The organism is Hymenobacter sp. DG01 (assembly GCF_006352025.1).
Lineage (GTDB): Bacteria > Bacteroidota > Bacteroidia > Cytophagales > Hymenobacteraceae > Hymenobacter.
The window spans coordinates 3,184,790-3,200,848 of record NZ_CP040936.1 but is presented as its reverse complement, the minus strand read 5'-3'; the positions used below and the strand labels follow the sequence as shown (position 1 = coordinate 3,200,848).

General features: G+C 58.2%; 13 protein-coding genes, 1 tRNA gene and 1 pseudogene. 10 read left to right on the top strand and 5 right to left on the bottom strand.

Going from position 1 to position 16,059, the window contains the following annotated elements; genetic code table 11:
• Positions 1-96 precede the first annotated feature (96 nt).
• Positions 97-576 carry a 2-C-methyl-D-erythritol 2,4-cyclodiphosphate synthase gene (gene ispF / locus FGZ14_RS13585; RefSeq protein WP_139924778.1) on the bottom strand — a complete coding sequence of 160 codons (480 nt, stop codon included), beginning with the start codon at positions 574-576 and terminating at the stop codon, positions 97-99.
• A gap of 226 nt (positions 577-802) precedes the next feature.
• On the opposite strand from ispF, the gene FGZ14_RS13580 reads away from it, so the two are divergent.
• The 5 genes from FGZ14_RS13580 to FGZ14_RS13560 all read left to right on the top strand — a co-directional run bounded on the left by FGZ14_RS13580 (position 803) and on the right by FGZ14_RS13560 (position 8,375).
• Entirely contained in the window at positions 803-1,417 is a 615-nt protein-coding gene (locus tag FGZ14_RS13580) for a TetR/AcrR family transcriptional regulator (RefSeq protein ID WP_139924777.1), read from the top strand.
• Between the two features lie 23 nt (positions 1,418-1,440).
• Positions 1,441-3,132: a TolC family protein gene (locus tag FGZ14_RS13575; RefSeq protein WP_139924776.1), complete on the top strand. Its 1,692-nt coding sequence runs from the start codon at positions 1,441-1,443 to the stop codon at positions 3,130-3,132.
• A 98-nt stretch (positions 3,133-3,230) separates the two neighbouring features.
• Entirely contained in the window at positions 3,231-4,352 is a 1,122-nt protein-coding gene (locus FGZ14_RS13570; RefSeq protein WP_139924775.1) for an efflux RND transporter periplasmic adaptor subunit, read from the top strand.
• Between the two features lie 78 nt (positions 4,353-4,430).
• Positions 4,431-7,910 (top strand): efflux RND transporter permease subunit, encoded by a 3,480-nt coding sequence (locus FGZ14_RS13565; protein WP_139924774.1) that lies wholly within the window; start codon positions 4,431-4,433, stop codon positions 7,908-7,910.
• A gap of 204 nt (positions 7,911-8,114) precedes the next feature.
• A complete protein-coding gene (locus FGZ14_RS13560; RefSeq protein WP_139924773.1) occupies positions 8,115-8,375 on the top strand; it encodes an acyl carrier protein in 261 nt (86 codons plus the stop codon).
• A 523-nt stretch (positions 8,376-8,898) separates the two neighbouring features.
• Here the strand turns inward: FGZ14_RS13560 and FGZ14_RS22075 are convergent.
• Together FGZ14_RS22075 and FGZ14_RS13550 are read right to left on the bottom strand one after the other, a co-directional pair.
• A pseudogene (locus FGZ14_RS22075) lies at positions 8,899-9,153 on the bottom strand (YkvA family protein); the annotation flags it as partial.
• A 269-nt stretch (positions 9,154-9,422) separates the two neighbouring features.
• A complete protein-coding gene (locus FGZ14_RS13550; protein WP_139924772.1) occupies positions 9,423-10,025 on the bottom strand; it encodes a C40 family peptidase in 603 nt (200 codons plus the stop codon).
• A gap of 283 nt (positions 10,026-10,308) precedes the next feature.
• Here FGZ14_RS13550 and FGZ14_RS13545 point away from each other — a divergent pair, with 283 nt between their 5' ends.
• Together FGZ14_RS13545 and FGZ14_RS13540 are read left to right on the top strand one after the other, a co-directional pair.
• Positions 10,309-10,704 carry a hypothetical protein gene (locus FGZ14_RS13545; protein ID WP_257883227.1) on the top strand — a complete coding sequence of 132 codons (396 nt, stop codon included), beginning with the start codon at positions 10,309-10,311 and terminating at the stop codon, positions 10,702-10,704.
• Positions 10,705-10,828: 124 nt separating this feature from the next.
• Entirely contained in the window at positions 10,829-11,344 is a 516-nt protein-coding gene (locus FGZ14_RS13540; protein ID WP_139924771.1) for a hypothetical protein, read from the top strand.
• Positions 11,345-11,461: 117 nt separating this feature from the next.
• Here the strand turns inward: FGZ14_RS13540 and FGZ14_RS13535 are convergent.
• A tRNA-Thr gene (locus FGZ14_RS13535) sits at positions 11,462-11,534 on the bottom strand.
• A gap of 126 nt (positions 11,535-11,660) precedes the next feature.
• Here FGZ14_RS13535 and FGZ14_RS13530 point away from each other — a divergent pair.
• The 3 genes from FGZ14_RS13530 to FGZ14_RS13520 are packed head-to-tail and all read left to right on the top strand — an operon-like array spanning position 11,661 to position 13,245.
• Positions 11,661-12,134: a hypothetical protein gene (locus FGZ14_RS13530; RefSeq protein ID WP_139924770.1), complete on the top strand. Its 474-nt coding sequence runs from the start codon at positions 11,661-11,663 to the stop codon at positions 12,132-12,134.
• 56 nt (positions 12,135-12,190) lie between these two features.
• Positions 12,191-12,961 carry an FkbM family methyltransferase gene (locus tag FGZ14_RS13525; protein WP_139924769.1) on the top strand — a complete coding sequence of 257 codons (771 nt, stop codon included), beginning with the start codon at positions 12,191-12,193 and terminating at the stop codon, positions 12,959-12,961.
• The gene (locus FGZ14_RS13520; protein WP_139924768.1) at positions 12,961-13,245 is read left to right on the top strand and encodes a DUF4834 family protein; all 285 of its coding nucleotides are present in this window, start codon (positions 12,961-12,963) and stop codon (positions 13,243-13,245) included. Before FGZ14_RS13525 ends, FGZ14_RS13520 begins: the two co-directional genes overlap by 1 nt.
• Positions 13,246-13,352: 107 nt before the next feature.
• On the opposite strand, the gene FGZ14_RS13515 is transcribed toward FGZ14_RS13520, so the two are convergent.
• A complete protein-coding gene (locus tag FGZ14_RS13515; protein ID WP_139924767.1) occupies positions 13,353-16,007 on the bottom strand; it encodes a DUF5686 and carboxypeptidase regulatory-like domain-containing protein in 2,655 nt (884 codons plus the stop codon).
• Between the last annotated feature and the right edge of the window lie 52 nt (positions 16,008-16,059).

Sequence of the window (16,059 nt, the reverse complement as noted above, 5' to 3'; positions counted from 1 at the left end):
GGTGAACTGGTGAGTTTGTGAGCTTATAGTTCTGCTGGTCTTGAGCGCATAGCCGAACGACAAGCTCACCATCTCACAAACTCACCAGTTCACTCCTTAAGGTTGCACGATGAGCACGGAGGCATAGGCAGCTACCCCCTCGCGGCGGCCCACAAAGCCCAGCTTTTCGGTGGTGGTGGCCTTAATGCTGATATCGTCCGTGGGGATGCCCATTACCTCGGCCAGCACCCGCTGCATCTCCGGAATGTGGGGATTCACTTTCGGGGCTTCGAGGCAGATGGTGGAGTCGATGTTGGAAATGGTGTAGCCGCGCCCCTGCAGCAGGCGCACTACCTCAGCCAGCAGGCGCTTGCTGTCAATGCCCTTATACTGCGGATCGGTGTCAGGAAAATGAAAGCCGATGTCGCGCAGGTTGGCCGCGCCCAGTAGCGCGTCGCAGATAACGTGGATAAGCACGTCGGCATCGGAGTGGCCCAGAGCACCGTGGGTGTGCGGAACCTGAATGCCGCCGAGCCAGAAGGGCAGGCCTTCCCGCAGCTGGTGAACGTCGTAGCCGAAGCCAGTCCGGATTTTCATGGGTTCAGATAAGTGGAAGAATACACCGGCAAGGTACGGCAATGTCCTTAAGGTGCACTGCCGCTGGCAGCGGGCCCCGCTGGGGGTAAGCGAAAAAATGCCGGATAAAATAAAGTAAAAGTCAGGCTATTGCGTCAGGGGGAGCAGGCCCGGGAAAGAATAGCAAAGAATTAATGGAAACTTCGGGTTCATTAAAAGTTTCCGTTGTATCTTTGCGGCCGTAGCCATGGAAATCAAGGATCGAATTTTACAGGAATCCCTCAGCCTCTTTACCCGCAACGGGATTAAGAGCGTGTCGATGGATGACATTGCCAGCCACCTGGGCATCTCAAAGAAGACGCTCTATAAGTGGTATGAAAACAAGGACCAGATTGTATCGGCCGTCATCAGTACCCATTTAAACGGGGTGCAGGGCGAGTGCGAGGGAATTATTGGGCAGGCCAGCAACGCCGTGGATGAGATGGTGCAGATGATGGATTGGGCCAAACGGCAGTTTGCCAACGTGAACCCCTCGGCCATTCATGATCTGCGCAAGTACTACCCGGCCGCCTGGAATCTGTTTCACGCCCACAAAAACAAATACATCCTGAGCCAGATTCAGGCCAACCTGCGGCGGGGCGTGGCCGAGGGCCTCTACCGCCCCGATCTGGACATTGAGGTGCTCTCGCGCCTGCGCCTGGCCCAGATTGATGTTCTCTTTGACCCCGACATTTTTCCGCACACGCAGTTTGAGCAGGCCCGCGTGCAAATGGCCTGCAATGAGCATTTCCTGCTGGGCATGGTTACGCTGAAAGGCCACAAGCTCATCAATGAATACCGTCATGTGACGGAAGAAGAATAAGCTTCATCACCTGCTTTCCCCATATGAAAAAGAACCTTCGCGTTTTGTTGCTGGCCGCGGGTCCGGGCCTGGTGGCCCCCGCCGGTGCCGCGCTGGCGCAGGCTCCGGCCACGCGGCCAGCGTCGGTCAGCCAGCCGACTGCCATAGTGGACAACATGCCCCTGTCGTTGCAACAGGCCGTTGATTACGCCATTAAGAACAAGTCGTCGTTGTTGGCCACACGCCTGGGCGAGCAGACCGCTCGTGCGCGGATAGGCGAAGTCCGGTCGGCTGGGTTGCCGCAGGTGAATGTAGCGGCCAACGCCGCCGACAACTTTAAGCTGCAGAAAGCGCTGGTAAACTTCGGTGCTCTGGGCGGCGGTCAAACCGCCACCACGCTGACCGCCGCCGATATTGCGGCTGCGCAGGGTGGGCAAACCGTTAACCTCACCGACGTGACCTTACCCGCTGATCCGGTACCGCCGCAGGCCTTTGCCTTTGGCCTTCGGTGGGCCGGCAACGCCAGCGCCTCCGTGTCGCAACTGCTGTTCGATGGGGCTTACCTGATCGGGCTGCGGGCGGCGAAGGTGTATGAGGAGCTGGCTAAAAAACAGACGCAGCAGGCTGAAATCGACGTGGTGGAGCAGGTCAGCAAAGCCTACTATAGCACGCTGGTTGCCCGGGAACGTCTGCAGCTTTTGTCGCGGAACGTGCAACGCCTCGATACGCTTCTGTACCAGACCAATGAAACCTTTAAGGCGGGTTTTGCCGAGAAGCTGGATGTGCAGCGCCTGCAGGTGCAGCGCAACAACCTGGTGGTAGAGCAGCAGAAAGCAGGCCGCCTCACGGAGCTGAGCATTGCCCTGCTGAAATTCCAGATGGGCCTGCCCCAGGAGCAGCAGGTGCAGCTCACCGACTCGCTGAGCTCGGCTGTGGTGGATGCGGGCGCCCTGCGCCAGCGCCTGGGTGCTGCCAGCTTTGCTACCGGTGCCGGAGCAACTGGTTTGGGCCAACTACCCGCTGCTCCTGCCGGCTCTGGTAGCACTGATGCCCAGAACCGCCAGGATCAGCAAACGGCCCTGAGTGGAGGGCGTACCGGCCAGCTTTCGGCTACCTTCAACTACAACAACCGCATTGAGTTCAGCACGCTGGAAACCCAGCAGGCCCTGGCTGGTCTGGACCTGGCTAACCGCCGGGCCGGTGCCTACCCCCGGTTGTTAGCCACGGCTGCCTATGGCTTCTCGGGCTCGGGGCTAACCGGCCGCGACCTGTTTGCCTTCCGGGGGCCCGACTCCCGGAACTCAAACGGCTTCCCTAATCAGAACTGGTTTGGCTTCGGCAACGTGGGCCTGAGCCTGCAGATTCCGGTGTTCGACGGTTTCCGCCGCAAGTACCAGGTGCAGCAGGCCCGCATTCAGCAGCAAACCATTGAGCGGAGCTTCGAGACGCTGCGCCAAAGCATTGATCTGCAGGATGCCCAGAGCCGTACTACCCTCATCAACGCCCTGGATGTGCTGGACAACCAGCGCGCCAACCTCGACCTGGCCGATGAAGTAGCCCGCGTATCCCGCATCAAGTTTAAGGAAGGTGTGGGCTCTAACATTGAGGTAGTAACCGCCGAAACTTCCCTGCGCGAGGCCCAGACCAACTATTACGCCGCCCTTTACGACGTGCTAGTAGCCAAAGTGGACCGCGACAAAGCTACCGGCGAGCTGTACAACCAAGCCAAGAAATAAGGAGCCAAGGGGCAGAAGCCAGGAGCTGGAAGCTTCTGCCCCAACCGCGCTACCATCCCTTCTAGCTCCTAACTCCTAGTCTACTAGCTTCTCCCGACATGAAATACACTACTTCTGCCTTTTTGCTGACTTTGGGCCTGCTGACCGCCTGCGGCGGAGAGAAAGATCCGAAGGCTGAACTGGCTAAGCTGAAACAAGAGCAGGCCGCCAACCAGGCCAAGATTGCCGAGCTGGAAGCCAAGGCCGGTCCCACCGCTAACGCGGTAATCACTACCCCCGTATCTGTCATCAAAGTGGCCCCCGAAAGCTTTAAGAGCTACCTAGAGGTACAGGGCCGGGTTGACTTCGACCAGAATGCCACCGTATCGGCCCGGGCTGCCGGTACGCTCACCAGCCTGCGCGTGCAACGCGGCGACCGGGTAAGCAAAGGCCAGACCCTGGCTACCGTAGATGCCTCGGTGCTCGAAGCCAGCATTGCCGAGCTGCGCACCCGCATGGACCTGGCCCGTGTAGTATATGAAAAGCAGGACCGCCTCTGGAAGCAGGAAATCGGGACGGAGATTCAGTATCTGCAGGCCAAGAACAACTACCAGGCCCTGCAGCGCAACCTGGCTTCCCTGAACCAGCAGCGGGCCCTCTACAACGTGGTAGCCCCCTTCGGTGGTACCGTGGATGACGTGCTGCCGAAGCTGGGCGAAACCGTAGCCCCCGGTGCCCCCGTGGTGAAGCTGCTCAGCGGCAGCGGCAATGGCAAAATTGTGGTGGATGTATCAGAAGCGTATGCCGCCCGCATCAAGGCCGGGGATAAAGCATTGGTTACCATTCCAGATCTGGGCGGCGAAGAAATGTCGGCTACGGTGCGGGTAGTAACCAGCACTATCAACCCCACCAGCCGCACCTTCACTACCGAGCTTCGCCTCGATAACCCCGGCAAAGCTGGTCAGCTTCGGCCTAACATGGTAGTGAACGTACGCATCCAGAACTACGCTCGTCAGAACGCTACGGTGCTACCCGTTGACCTGGTGCAGAAAGATGAGCAGAACAGCTATGTGCTGGTAGTAGGCGCTAAAGGCAACCAGAAAGTAGCCGCCAAGCGCATCATCCAGACTGGCAACACCTACAATGGCAAAGTGGAAGTGACTAGCGGCCTGCAACCCGGCGACCAGGTAATTTCTGCCGGCTATCAGAATCTGAATGAAGGCCAGGCTGTTAGCCTGTAGTTGCTGCGGCTCGTTGGCCTCCTCCGGTGGGGGTAGGCCAGGGGCGCGGCTACCATCAGAACGTCAAAACCAGAACTCATGCAGGATTTAGAGAAAGAGTTCAAGCCGACCTCCTGGTCGATTGACAACAAAACCAGTATTTACATTATTACCCTGCTGCTTTGCGTGGCGGGTATTTTCTCCTACATCAAGCTGGGCAAGGAGAAGTTTCCGGATATCGTGATTCCGCGTATCATCGTGGCCACGATTTACCCCGGTACTTCGCCCACCGACATCGAGAACCTGGTAACCCGCCAGCTCGAAAAGGAAATCAAGAGCGTAAACGGGGTGAAGAAGATTTCTTCGACCTCGAACCAGGACTACTGCATCGTGGACGTGGAGTTTAACTCCGGCGTGGACGTGCAGTATGCCAAGCAGCTCATCAAGGACGCCGTGGACAAGGCCAGCAACGAGCTGCCCAACGACTTGCCCTCGCCGCCCACCGTACAGGAAGTAAACCTCTCGGAGCTGCCCATCATGAACATCAACCTGGCCGGTAACCTCACTACCAGCCAGTTGAAAAAGTACGCCGACGATTTCCAGGATAAGATTGAGGCCCTACCCGAAATTACCCGCGTGGACATCATCGGGGCCCTGGAGCAGCAGGTAAACGTGGACGTGGACCTGAACCGCCTGCGGGCTTCGCGCCTGGGCTTCAGCGACGTGAGTGCCGCCATTGCTCGTGAGAACATCACCATTTCGGGTGGCTCGGTAAACGTGGGCGAGCAGAAGCGGGCCGTGCGCGTAGCCGGCCAGTACGTGCGGGCCGCTGACATTGCCAACATTCAGGTGAAAAACCTGAACGGTGCGGCCGTGCGCCTCGGCGATATTGCTACCGTGACGGATGCCTTCAAAGACCGGGAATCCTACGCCCGCCTCGATGGCAAAACTGCCGTTACCCTGAACGTAATTAAGCGCCAGGGCGAAAACTTGATTGACGCTTCTGACAAGATCAAGCAGGTTATCGAGGAGTCGAAGCAGAGCCTGCCCAAGGAACTGACCATTACCGTAACCGGTGACACCTCCAGCGACACCCGCGTAACTCTGCACGACCTGATCAACACCATCATCATCGGCTTTATTCTGGTAACGCTGATTCTGATGTTCTTCATGGGCACCACCAACGCTCTGTTCGTGGGTCTTTCTGTGCCGATTTCCATGTTCCTGGCCTTCGTGCTCTTGCCGGGCTTTGGGTTTGCGCTGAACATGATTGTGCTCTTCGCCTTCCTGCTGGCCCTAGGTATTGTGGTGGACGACGCCATTGTGGTTATCGAGAACACCCACCGCCTCCTGCACGAGCACCCCAACCTGACCACAGCCCAGGCTGCTAAGTACGCGGCCGGCGAGGTATTCATTCCGGTTCTGGCTGGTACCCTGACGACGGTAGCGCCCTTCGTGCCGCTGATGTTCTGGCCGGGTATAGTAGGTAGCTTCATGTTCTACCTGCCGGTTACGCTCATTCTGACCCTGATGTCGTCGCTGGTTGTAGCCTTCATCATGAACCCGGTATTTGCCGTGTCGTTCATGGAACGCGAAGACCACCACAGCGGCGAGAAGCCCCAGCTGACCAAGAACTTCCTGATTGCCATGGGTGTGCTGGCCCTGATTGCCGTGATTGGCTACATCGCCGGCTCACCGTTCGTGGGCAACCTGACGGTGTTCATCATCCTGTTCTGCTTCCTCGATAAGTTCGTGTTCGTGCACATGATTGCGGGCTTCCAAACGAAGGTGCTGCCCCGCTTCATGGACGGTTATGCTGGGATAGTGCGCTGGGCTGTTGGACGTCCGGTTGCAGCGCGTGGTACTTCTGTCTGGGATAGATGGGCGGCTCGTCTGAAGACTTACCTGCATCCGATACTGATTTTGGGTAGCATGGTAGTTCTGTTTGTGGTAGCTCTATTTGCTGTAATAGCCCGTAGCCCCAAAGTAGACTTCTTCCCCAGCGGTGACCCCAAGTTCATCTACACCTACCTGAAGATGCCAGTGGGTACCCGCGTAGAGGTAACGGACTCCGTGGCCCGCGTGCTGGAGAACCGCATCTACGGTGTAATTGGTAAAGAAAACCACGACGTGGAATCGGTGATTACCAACGTGGCTATTGGTGCCAACGACCCCGGCGAAGCCTCAGCTTCAGGTACGTCCCAGTCGAACCTGGCCAAGATTGCCGTGGCCTTCAAGGAGATGAGCGAGCGGACCGGCCCGGAAACCCGGACCTATATGGACAAAATTCGGGAAGCGGTGAAGGGTATTCCCGGCGCTGAAATCTCGGTTGACCAGGAAGCCAGCGGCCCGCCCACGGGTAAGCCCATTGCCATTGAGGTAGCAGGCGACGACTATCCTACCCTCATCAAGCTCTCTAAAGATGTAACCCGTTACATCGAGTCGAAGAACATTGGCGGTATTGAGCAGCTGCGTTCTAACCTGGAAGACCGCAACCCGGAAATTGCCGTTGACATCGACAGGATTCGGGCTAACCGTGAAGGCATCAGCACCGCGCAAATTGGCTCGGAGGTTCGTACGGCTATCTACGGTACGGAAGCCAGCAAATTCAAGACCCCCGATGATGAGTACCCCATTCAGGTGCGCTATGCCGAACCTTACCGCTCCGACGTGGACGCCATCCTGAACTCGCCTCTGACCTTCCGCGACGCTACCGGCGCCGTGCGGCAGGTACCCATTTCCTCGGTGGCTGATGTGCGCTACGGTACCACCTACGGCGGTATCAAGCGTAAGGATGTGAAGCGCGTAATCACCATTTCCTCTAACGTGCTCAGCGGCTTCACAGGCCCCGACGTGGTACGGCAGATTGAAACGACCCTGAAAGCCTACCCCACGCCTCCCGGCTATAGCATCCGGATGGGTGGCGCGCAGGAAGATCAGCAGGAAACCAGCTCCTTCCTGGGGGTAGCTGCCCTGGGCGCTTTCGCCCTCATCTTCCTGGTGCTGGTAATGCAGTTCAACTCGGTCAGCAAGCCCATCCTCATCCTCACCGAAATCATCTTCTCGGTGATTGGGGTAATGCTGGGCCTGGCAATTACGGGCATGAACATCAGCATTGTAATGACCGGGGTAGGCATTATTGCTCTGGCCGGTATCGTGGTGAAGAACGGCATTCTGCTGGTTGAGTTCACTGACATCCTGCGCAGCCAGGGCATGCCCTTGCGTGAGGCCATCGTGCTGGCTGGCCGGACCCGCCTGAACCCCGTAATCCTGACGGCTACGGCGGCTACCCTTGGTCTGATTCCGCTGGCTATCGGCCTGAACGTCGATTTTTACGAGATGTTCAACTCCTTTGAGCCTCACTTCTTTATCGGCGGCGAGTCGGTAACGTTCTGGGGCCCGCTGGCTTGGACCATCATCTTCGGACTGGTTTTTGCGACGGTAATCACTCTGGTAGTAGTACCAGTTATGTACCTACTGACGGAAAGCCTGAAGCTGCGTCTGAACAAAACGCCGGATACCCACGCCACCGCTGAAGAGACGGAGGCTGCCCGTCCGCCGGTGTTAGCCGAGTATTAATTAGTACGGGGAAGCCCGGGCCTGGTGACGCCGCGTAAGCGGGGCCCCAAGCCAGGTCCGGGCTCAACCCTGATTCATCCGTTTTCTGGCGGCGCCTGCAACCATTTGTTGTGCCCGCATACTCCTTCGCCCGAATGGGCGGGGTAGTGGCCCAAGCCAGGCCCGCCAGCGTTTTAGTCCCCTTCGTACCCTGTCGTTTCCCCTATGTTTACCTCAACGACTACCGCCCCCAAATCTATTCAGCAGCAAGTGCTGCGCATCATCAGCAAGCGCAAAGCCATCAAGACTCGGCGCCTGCGTATCGGTAGCAGCCTTAGCCAGGAGCTGGGCTTCGACACCGTAGATGTCGTAGATATCATTCTGGAGCTGGAGCGCAACTTCCACATCACCATCCCCGATGAAGTGCCCCTGGCTACCGTCGGCGATTTTGTGGATTACGTAGCCTCGCACGCCAAAGCTGCCTAAGTTTCCAGCAAGTCTTGTTCGGCGCGTAAGCTGCTCCCTACCCCTCTGGTGGGTATTAAAGTAGCCCAGCCGCCTAAGCACGCCAATGCCCCGTCAGGATGGCCAACATCTACATGATGTACCATCCTGACGGGGCATTGGCGTGCTTAGGCAGCGAAGAACGTTACCGCACGTTGCCGCCCGGGTCGCCGCCGCTGTTGCGTCCGGAGCTGGCGCTCAGGTGCGGCTCGCGGCTGCTGTCAGTAGTATTGGCGGCGGTATCAGCGTGCGGGGTTGCATCCGAAGCAGGGGTAGCATCCGTTATGCTGGCCGGCGCCGACCGGCTGCTGTCGGGGGAGCTGATGCCGGAGTCCGTGCGGGAAGCGGTTGGGTTATGGGCATCCGGAGCCTCTACGGGAGCCATGGAGGGCGCAGCGGCCTTTTTGTCTTCTATTATCTCGGCGTCGGTGATAAGAGAAGGACGGGTTTTCTCCCATTCCAGAAACTTCTCCATTTCCTCCTTGATAGTGGTGCTAAACCAAGCAACTAGGGCTACGTCATCCAGCAGGCCCAGCACCGGAACAAAGTCCGGAATCAGGTCAATGGGGCTCAGGAAGTAGATGGTAACTGCCACGGCCGCAATAACAGTGGAGGTGGGCAGCCCCGTGTACTCACCCGAAACCGAGGATCGGATCAGACGGAAAAGCGTCTGCAGCGTTTCCCAGGCTTCGTGCGCGATGGTGCCTACATCGTTTTTCTCGCTGGCTTTCTGATACGCGTCGTTCAGCAGCTGCTTCATGCGCGTAGGCTTCTTGATATATTCTTCGGCTTTGCCTACAAACTTTTTGAAAAGAGGGGAAGAGGCAATCTGTTCGCCTTTGGGGTTTTGCTTGTCCATAGAGCGTAAGGGAGAGAAAGGTGGATGGGACAAAGCTACGTCCCAGCGCTGTGCTATACTCCGTTAGGGCAAAATGGTTTTCTGACTTTCAGGCTGGTCTAAAAAACAAAAACGCCTCGTTCAGCAGAACAAGGCGTTTGAAAAATTGGGGCTGCGGGTTAAAGGTAGGCTTAGCGCTCCACACGGCCGGCCGCGTAGAAATTACGGCTATAATAGGCTTGGTTGAGGGAGCTGACCATTACGCCACCGTTGGTAGCGGAGTGAGCGAATTTGCCGTCTTTCAGGTAGATGCCTACGTGGTAGATGGGCTGACCAGGACCCCGACGAAAGAACACTAGGTCGCCGGTTTGCATTTCGTCTTTCTGTACGTGCTTTACGCTGCTGAACATCGAGCGAGAGCTGCGCTGCAGGGTAATGCCATAGGCCTCCTTATATACACGGGTTACGAAGCCGGAGCAGTCAGTACCGCTTTTGCTGTTGCTGCCGTAGCGGTAGGGGGTACCCAGCCACGATACAACCGTTTCCAGCAAGGATTTGTCTTCCGTGTAGCTGGCCGCAATGCCCAGCCGGTGGGCGGCCTTATCGTAGGCCAGGGAGTCGGAGGCAGTCAGCGTGTGGGGCTCTTCGTCGCCGGAGAGCAGGCCGCTGAGGAAAGAAGCTTCCTGGGTAGTAGGAGCGGCTGAAGCAGCCGAGGAAGCAGGAGATGAATTTTCGAAGAAAAAAGAGAGGACCATCGAGGCCGCGGCGAGGCAATACAGTATGCTATTCTTCATTGTCCGTCGGGAGGTGGTAAAAGCACTGCCGGGGGCTACCGGGCAGCGTAAGCGTGCTTCTTTTTTTCGATAGGCAACCGGGCGAACCGGATAGCGAAAAGGGTGATGAAAAAGACCTTTTAAGTCGCCGAATCCGGAGCCCGGTTCGACGGCCATTGGTTAAAGCTAGCCCTAAAATTTCGGAACCGCCAAGCTTCAGTCCCGAAACAGGATAAAATTCTTCTTATAAAACAGCGGTTTCTGGAAAAAATTATGCTTCATTTCTCAACCGCATCCAAATACTATGCGTATAATCCGCCCCAATTTTCAGCAGTTTATGGAGCAGCCGCGTATCATTGAAAACTCTCCGCTAGCCCGGCTGGCCCGGCTTAAGCTAGGGGCTCCAAACGTGGCCATGGTGCTGGGCCGAAGCATCCATCTGAGCGGAGTCAGCCGCGAGGAGTTTCTGCGCGACCCTTTCTGGGTAGCGCACGAGATGGAGCATATCCGGCAGTTTGAGCAATATGGGCGCCTGGGGTTTCTGGTGCGTTATCTGCGCGACTGGGCCCGGTATGGGTACTATAATATCCCGTTTGAAGTGGCTGCCCGGGAGGCGGCGGAGCGCAACGCGGCTCTTTATGCTCAGGGGAGGCCGCTGCCCGGCAGCGCGGAGCGTCATCCTACCCCCAAGGCTGGCTGAACCGATGCGGGAAGGATAAATTTCCAGAGCCGCCTATAACCTTCGGCTGGGTTTTCACGAATAGGGGAGGGAACCGGCTAACTGCCTGGTTTAGATTAGATGTACTCCCCAAACCTTTCCCATTATGAGCTCGCAAAAATCCAATCAACCCGGCGCTCCCGCCCATAAGCACATTACATTCACCCCCGCCAGCGAAACCTCACAAGGGGCCGACGACTCGGCATCTTCTGCTTACAACGAGCCTACCGGCTCGGGTGATTCGAAGCAGGGCGCATCCGCTACGGGCAAGCAAGGCCAGTCGGGGCAGCAGTCATGGCTGGATCAGCAGCAGTGGCTGAAGAATATTGATGTGCAGCAGATCAAGGATTTGGGCACGAAGGCCATGGGCCAGGTAAATAAAATGAGCCCCACGCAAAAAGTAATCGGCGGAGCATTGCTGGCCGGTGGCCTGAGCTGGCTGGCCCTGCGCTCGAAGAGCGGCAGCGCCAAAGGCGAAACCTACCGCGCGTACCGTGGCTCCTCGGATAACGAGAACAGCAGCAAGTCTTCCTCGTCGTCGAAGTGGGACAGCTCCAACGACTCGGTGTACCGCGGTGCTACCCGTAGCTACGGCGAAGACGATTACGCCTCCGACCTGTAGGCTGCTAGCGTAGCTGACCAAACAGAAAAAGCGGCTGGAAAGAACTTCTTTCCGGCCGCTTTTTCTGTTTTCACCAAAATAAAAGCGCCGCTTCCGGAGTGGAAGCGGCGCTTGCAGAGCCTGTTATTGGACTCGAACCAACGACCTGCTCATTACGAATGAGCTGCTCTACCAACTGAGCTAAACAGGCATTTTCCCGATGTAGGCTGTTCGGCCTGGGGCTGCAAAGATAGAAAGCCCGGTGAACAACACGCAAGGCCGAAACGTAATTTTTTGCAAAACCAACCAGCCCCCGGCTCAACTATTCACTTGTTATATGAAAACTGCTTCTTCCTCTTCGCTGGTGCAGGCCCTGGGTAGTGGCCTGGTCGGAGCCCTGGTTCTGAATGCGGTGCACGAAACGGTGCGACACCTACGCCCAGTAGATGCGCCCCGCATGGATATTTTAGGCGAGCGGGGCCTGCGCCGGCTGCTGTTCAAAGCCAACGCGCCCCAGCCCGGCCCCGCTGCCGCCTACAGCCTTACCCTGGGCGGCGACGTGCTCAGCAACGGGTTATACTACAGCCTGGTAGGTACCGGCCCGGGCGTGTGGTGGCGCGGGGTGGCCTTGGGGCTGGCAGCGGGGGTAGGCGGTGTGGTGCTGCCCGGCCCCATGGGCTTAGGTGACGGCCCCAGCAACCGCACACCCCAAACCAAGGCCATGACGGTGGCTTGGTATCTACTCGGTGGGGTAGTGGCCGCCAGCGTTTCGGCGTGGTGGAATAAGAGCGGCACCCGACAGCCCCGATAAAAGTCGGCTCCCGGCAGTCAGCAGGTTTGCCGGCTTTCCGGCATCTTTGCGCCACTATGATGAAACAACTGCGCAAGCTGCTGGTCCGCACGCTGGGCTTCGAGCAATACATCCGGCTGGTGAGCCGCGTGTACCTGCACCTGGTGGGGGCGGGCTGGGGCCGGCAGAAGTATCCGGAGCTGTTTTTTCTGGAGCAGATTATTAAACCTGGCTTCGTGTGCATTGATATAGGCGCTAACCTGGGCTACTACTCTGTGGCACTTTCCAGGCGGGTAGGGCCCGAGGGGCAGGTACTGGCCGTAGAGCCCATTCCGGCTTTTCAGGCCATCTGGAAAGATAATGTGCGGCTGAGCGGCTACTCCAACCTTACGCTGCTGCCCTACGCCCTCGGTGGGGAGCAGGGTACCGTGCAGATGGGTACCCCGGAGCGCGACGGCCTGCTGCACCACGGTATGACCAAAGTAGCGGCCAGTAACACCCAGGAGCGCTACGCCCGCACCTACGAGGTGCCCATGCGGGTGCCGGATGAACTGTTCCGGAATCTGCCGCGGCTCGATTTCGTGAAGTGCGATGTGGAAGGCTTTGAGTACGAGGTGTTCCGCCATATGCAGGCCACCCTGCGCCGCTTTCGGCCACTGATTCAGACGGAGCTGAACGGGCTGGAAAACCGCCGGGCCGTAACCGGACTGCTGGCCGAACTCGGCTATAAACCATTTGTACTTTCCGAGCGTTTTGAGCTTGTACCGTGTTCTGAGGCGCAGCTGAACAGTGCCGTCACGGCTGACTTCTACTTTCAACCCATTGCTCCGGCTGCTGAGCTTTCCTGATGATAAAATTCCTGCTCGTTCTGCTGATTCTTTGGCTTATCATGCGCTTCGTGATGCCCCTGGTGCTCCGCCTAGTGGTTGGAAACCTGGTTAAGAAGCAGGCGCAGCGTTTTGGTCAGCAGTTTGGGGGCGCCCCTTTTACCCAGCCCCGTCCGGAGGCCCGCCGGTCCGGTACTGCTTCGGCCGATGAAGTGCAGGTGGACTACGTGCCGCCCCGCGCCAAGCCTCAAAGCCCCAAGGAGTTCAAAGGCGGTGAGTACGTAGATTTCGAGGAAGTTAAATAGTGACAGTATTAAGGTAAACAAGGATGGGGTGGCAGATAGCTTACACGGCTATTCTGCCACCCCATCCTTGTTTACTTGTCACCATTCCACCTCCTCACTCTATCAGCTTAGAAACCAATGCCTACCCGCACGCCAGTGCCGGCCCGCTGGCCGGATTGCAGGCTGGTGTAGAAGTCGGCGCGCAGGACTTTGAAGATGTGCTCCACGCCTACCCCCAACTCCAGGTAGTGGTTGGCAGTGGGGGTAGTGAGGTAGTTGAGCGAGGCCACTTCCTGCCAGTGCAGGCGACGCAGCAACGGGATTTTGTTGAGCAGGAACCCGTTGAAATGGTGGTTGTAGTGGGCTTCCAGAAACTTATCAGCCGTGCTGAAGCGGTAGTAGTCCAGGAGCTGGAATTTGCTGAAGTCCTCGGTCAGGTAGGTGCGGTTTCCGCTGAAGTGGCGGAAATCCATGAACGACAACCGTGCGGAGGAGCCCGGAAACACGCCGGCCGCTACCCGGTAGTTGCTGGTGCCCAGCAGCCCCAGGCTGATAGAGTGGCGTACGCCGGCCTCCAGCAAGGTGTAGCGTACATCGGAACCCAGCACGCCGCCTACCCCCTGCCGCCAGGTCAGCGAGAAAGTAGGGTATTTAGAGCCGAGATTAAACTTGCCGTCGGGGCGGGTAATGTAGCGCTGGCCGGGGCGGAATGAGGCCACCACTTCGGTGGTAAGCGCCTCGTTTCGGCCAAAGGCGGTGCCATCGGGGCGCTCTGCGTTTACGGGCTGGTTGGAGGTAAAGGCCCGGCCTTCCCGGTCGCGCAGCAGCTTGAAGGTAGTATTCTGTAGCTCATAGCGGCGGAAGTAGCTGGCCGTGGTTTGCAGCGTCAGGCCGTTGAGCGGCTCCCACTGGTAGCCCAGCTGCAGCCCGTCGCGGCGGTAGAGCTTGGCGTAGTTGCGGTTTTCCAGCAGGGTATAATAGGTATTGATGAAGGGGGTAAGCTGACTGCTGGGGTCAAAATTTTCAATGGTGCGGCCTACCAGCAGGCTCACGCGGGAAAGCTTCACGGCATCTAGCTGCCAAGAGGCGGCCACGCTGGGGCTCAGCAGCTCATTGCTGAAGCCGTAGCGTACCGAAGGCGTCACGGACCAGGTGCGCCGGTCGTCGGTGCGTTGGGTGTAGGTAGCCTGCGGATTGACCACCAGGCCTTCTACCGTGTTGTAGTTCACGATGTTGAACACCGGGGCCACGTACCACTGCCGCTTCCGGAACGTATTGCTGTACCCATAGCCGGTGAGTAGCAGCTTGCTAAAGCTAAGCTCGTTGCGCTTGCGGTCCAGCGAATCCTGGTAGGGGCGGGAGTTGCGGATTACCTCGGTGCTGTCCTTTACGTGGTAGTCTTTCTGCTCTTCCTCCGTGAGGGGCACAGGCCGGATGGTAGCCCAGTAACTGGTGTCGCGCTCATTCACGCCTTTTTCCACCAGCATTACCTCTCCGCGCTTCATCTGACCAACTCCCAGCCCGGCTGTATCGCGGGTGGCCGCCTGGCGGCCTTCGCGGCGCACGGTGCGGGCCAGACCCGCGAGCTTGGGCTTCTGCTTTTTCACTTGAGCTACTGTTTCACGAGTCACGGGCGCGTCGTCGGGAGTATCGGGGCTGGCGGTGGGAGCGGGGGTAGTCGGGGCCGGCCGGTTGGGGTAGGTGGGCGTAACCTTGTAGTTGGAAAGGATAGCCGTGATGTAGCCATTGCCCTTGAAGCCGAAGGCCGTGAAGCCCACCGTTACTTTCTGGGACTGCATCACCCACACATCGGAAGGACCCGGCGCGGGCGCGAAAATCTGCTCGATGTGCAGGTTATCCACGTAATCGAGCTGGGCATCTTTGCTTAGGTCCAGGCTCACGGAGTGCAGGCGCCACGTGCCATCCACGATGTAGATGTGGCCGGCAAACACGGGGTCGGTGCGGCGGCGGGGCGTCACCTTGATTTTATGGATGAGCAGGGCGCCCTGGCGGGTGCTGCCTTCCAGCTCGTAGCGGTAAAAAAGTGGGGCATTGGCTGCAATCGGCGAAATAAAGCCCCGCTCCGAAAAGCCGCTTTTCAGCACGTTCTGGTAGAAGTTAAGGCCCCGGCCCGCGCTGGCCCGGTTAAAGCTGATGCCCTTGGTGTCGCCGCTCACGCGGGAGGAAATCATGCGCTCCTGCACCAGGTTGGGCTGGCGGAAACTCATTTCCGATACGGTTTCGGAAAGGTAAAAAATGCCCGGCTTAATGTCGGGCCCTACCTTCACCAACCCCAGAATCTTGCCCGGCACATCCGTAAAGCGCGCCAGGGTTTTGATGTAGGTACGGGCCTTGAAGGCGGCCACCTCGCGCTGGTGGTAGCGCCGCCACTGCATGGCCTGCTGCACAATAGTATAAGCGGGGTCCTTATCGGTGGAGCGAACTACCACCTCGCGCAGCTGATAGCTTTCCGGCGCCAGAGTGATGTTGAGCACTGTGGCCGTGTCGCCGCCGGCTACCTGCACGGTTTGCAGCAGGGGCTTGAACCCCACGTATTGGAACACCAGCTCGTAGCGGCCGGCCGGCAACCGAAGCTGATAGTTACCCTGCTCGTTGGAGGCGGTGCTGGTGGTAGTGGTACGCACAGCCACGTTGGCAAAGGCCAGGCCCTCGCCCTTGTTGTCGGTAATACGGCCTCGGATGATGCCGGCAGTAGCAGGCGCGGCCGCGGCCAGAAGCAGAAGTAAAATCAGGAAATAGCGCTGCATCAGATACTTGTTCACAGATGGTGTCAAGATAGAGGAAATAGCCAGGGCAAAGGTTGTATGGGGTTGA

Bases quoted from the DNA above. Each gene is read 5' to 3' on its own strand.
- ispF (WP_139924778.1), bottom strand. From the start codon at position 576: ATGAAAATCCGGACTGGCTTCGGCTACGACGTTCACCAGCTGCGGGAA.
- FGZ14_RS13580 (WP_139924777.1), top strand. From the start codon at position 803: ATGGAAATCAAGGATCGAATTTTACAGGAATCCCTCAGCCTCTTTACC.
- FGZ14_RS13575 (WP_139924776.1), top strand. From the start codon at position 1,441: ATGAAAAAGAACCTTCGCGTTTTGTTGCTGGCCGCGGGTCCGGGCCTG.
- FGZ14_RS13570 (WP_139924775.1), top strand. From the start codon at position 3,231: ATGAAATACACTACTTCTGCCTTTTTGCTGACTTTGGGCCTGCTGACC.
- FGZ14_RS13565 (WP_139924774.1), top strand. From the start codon at position 4,431: ATGCAGGATTTAGAGAAAGAGTTCAAGCCGACCTCCTGGTCGATTGAC.
- FGZ14_RS13560 (WP_139924773.1), top strand. From the start codon at position 8,115: ATGTTTACCTCAACGACTACCGCCCCCAAATCTATTCAGCAGCAAGTG.
- FGZ14_RS13550 (WP_139924772.1), bottom strand. From the start codon at position 10,025: ATGAAGAATAGCATACTGTATTGCCTCGCCGCGGCCTCGATGGTCCTC.
- FGZ14_RS13545 (WP_257883227.1), top strand. From the start codon at position 10,309: ATGCGTATAATCCGCCCCAATTTTCAGCAGTTTATGGAGCAGCCGCGT.
- FGZ14_RS13540 (WP_139924771.1), top strand. From the start codon at position 10,829: ATGAGCTCGCAAAAATCCAATCAACCCGGCGCTCCCGCCCATAAGCAC.
- FGZ14_RS13530 (WP_139924770.1), top strand. From the start codon at position 11,661: ATGAAAACTGCTTCTTCCTCTTCGCTGGTGCAGGCCCTGGGTAGTGGC.
- FGZ14_RS13525 (WP_139924769.1), top strand. From the start codon at position 12,191: ATGATGAAACAACTGCGCAAGCTGCTGGTCCGCACGCTGGGCTTCGAG.
- FGZ14_RS13520 (WP_139924768.1), top strand. From the start codon at position 12,961: ATGATAAAATTCCTGCTCGTTCTGCTGATTCTTTGGCTTATCATGCGC.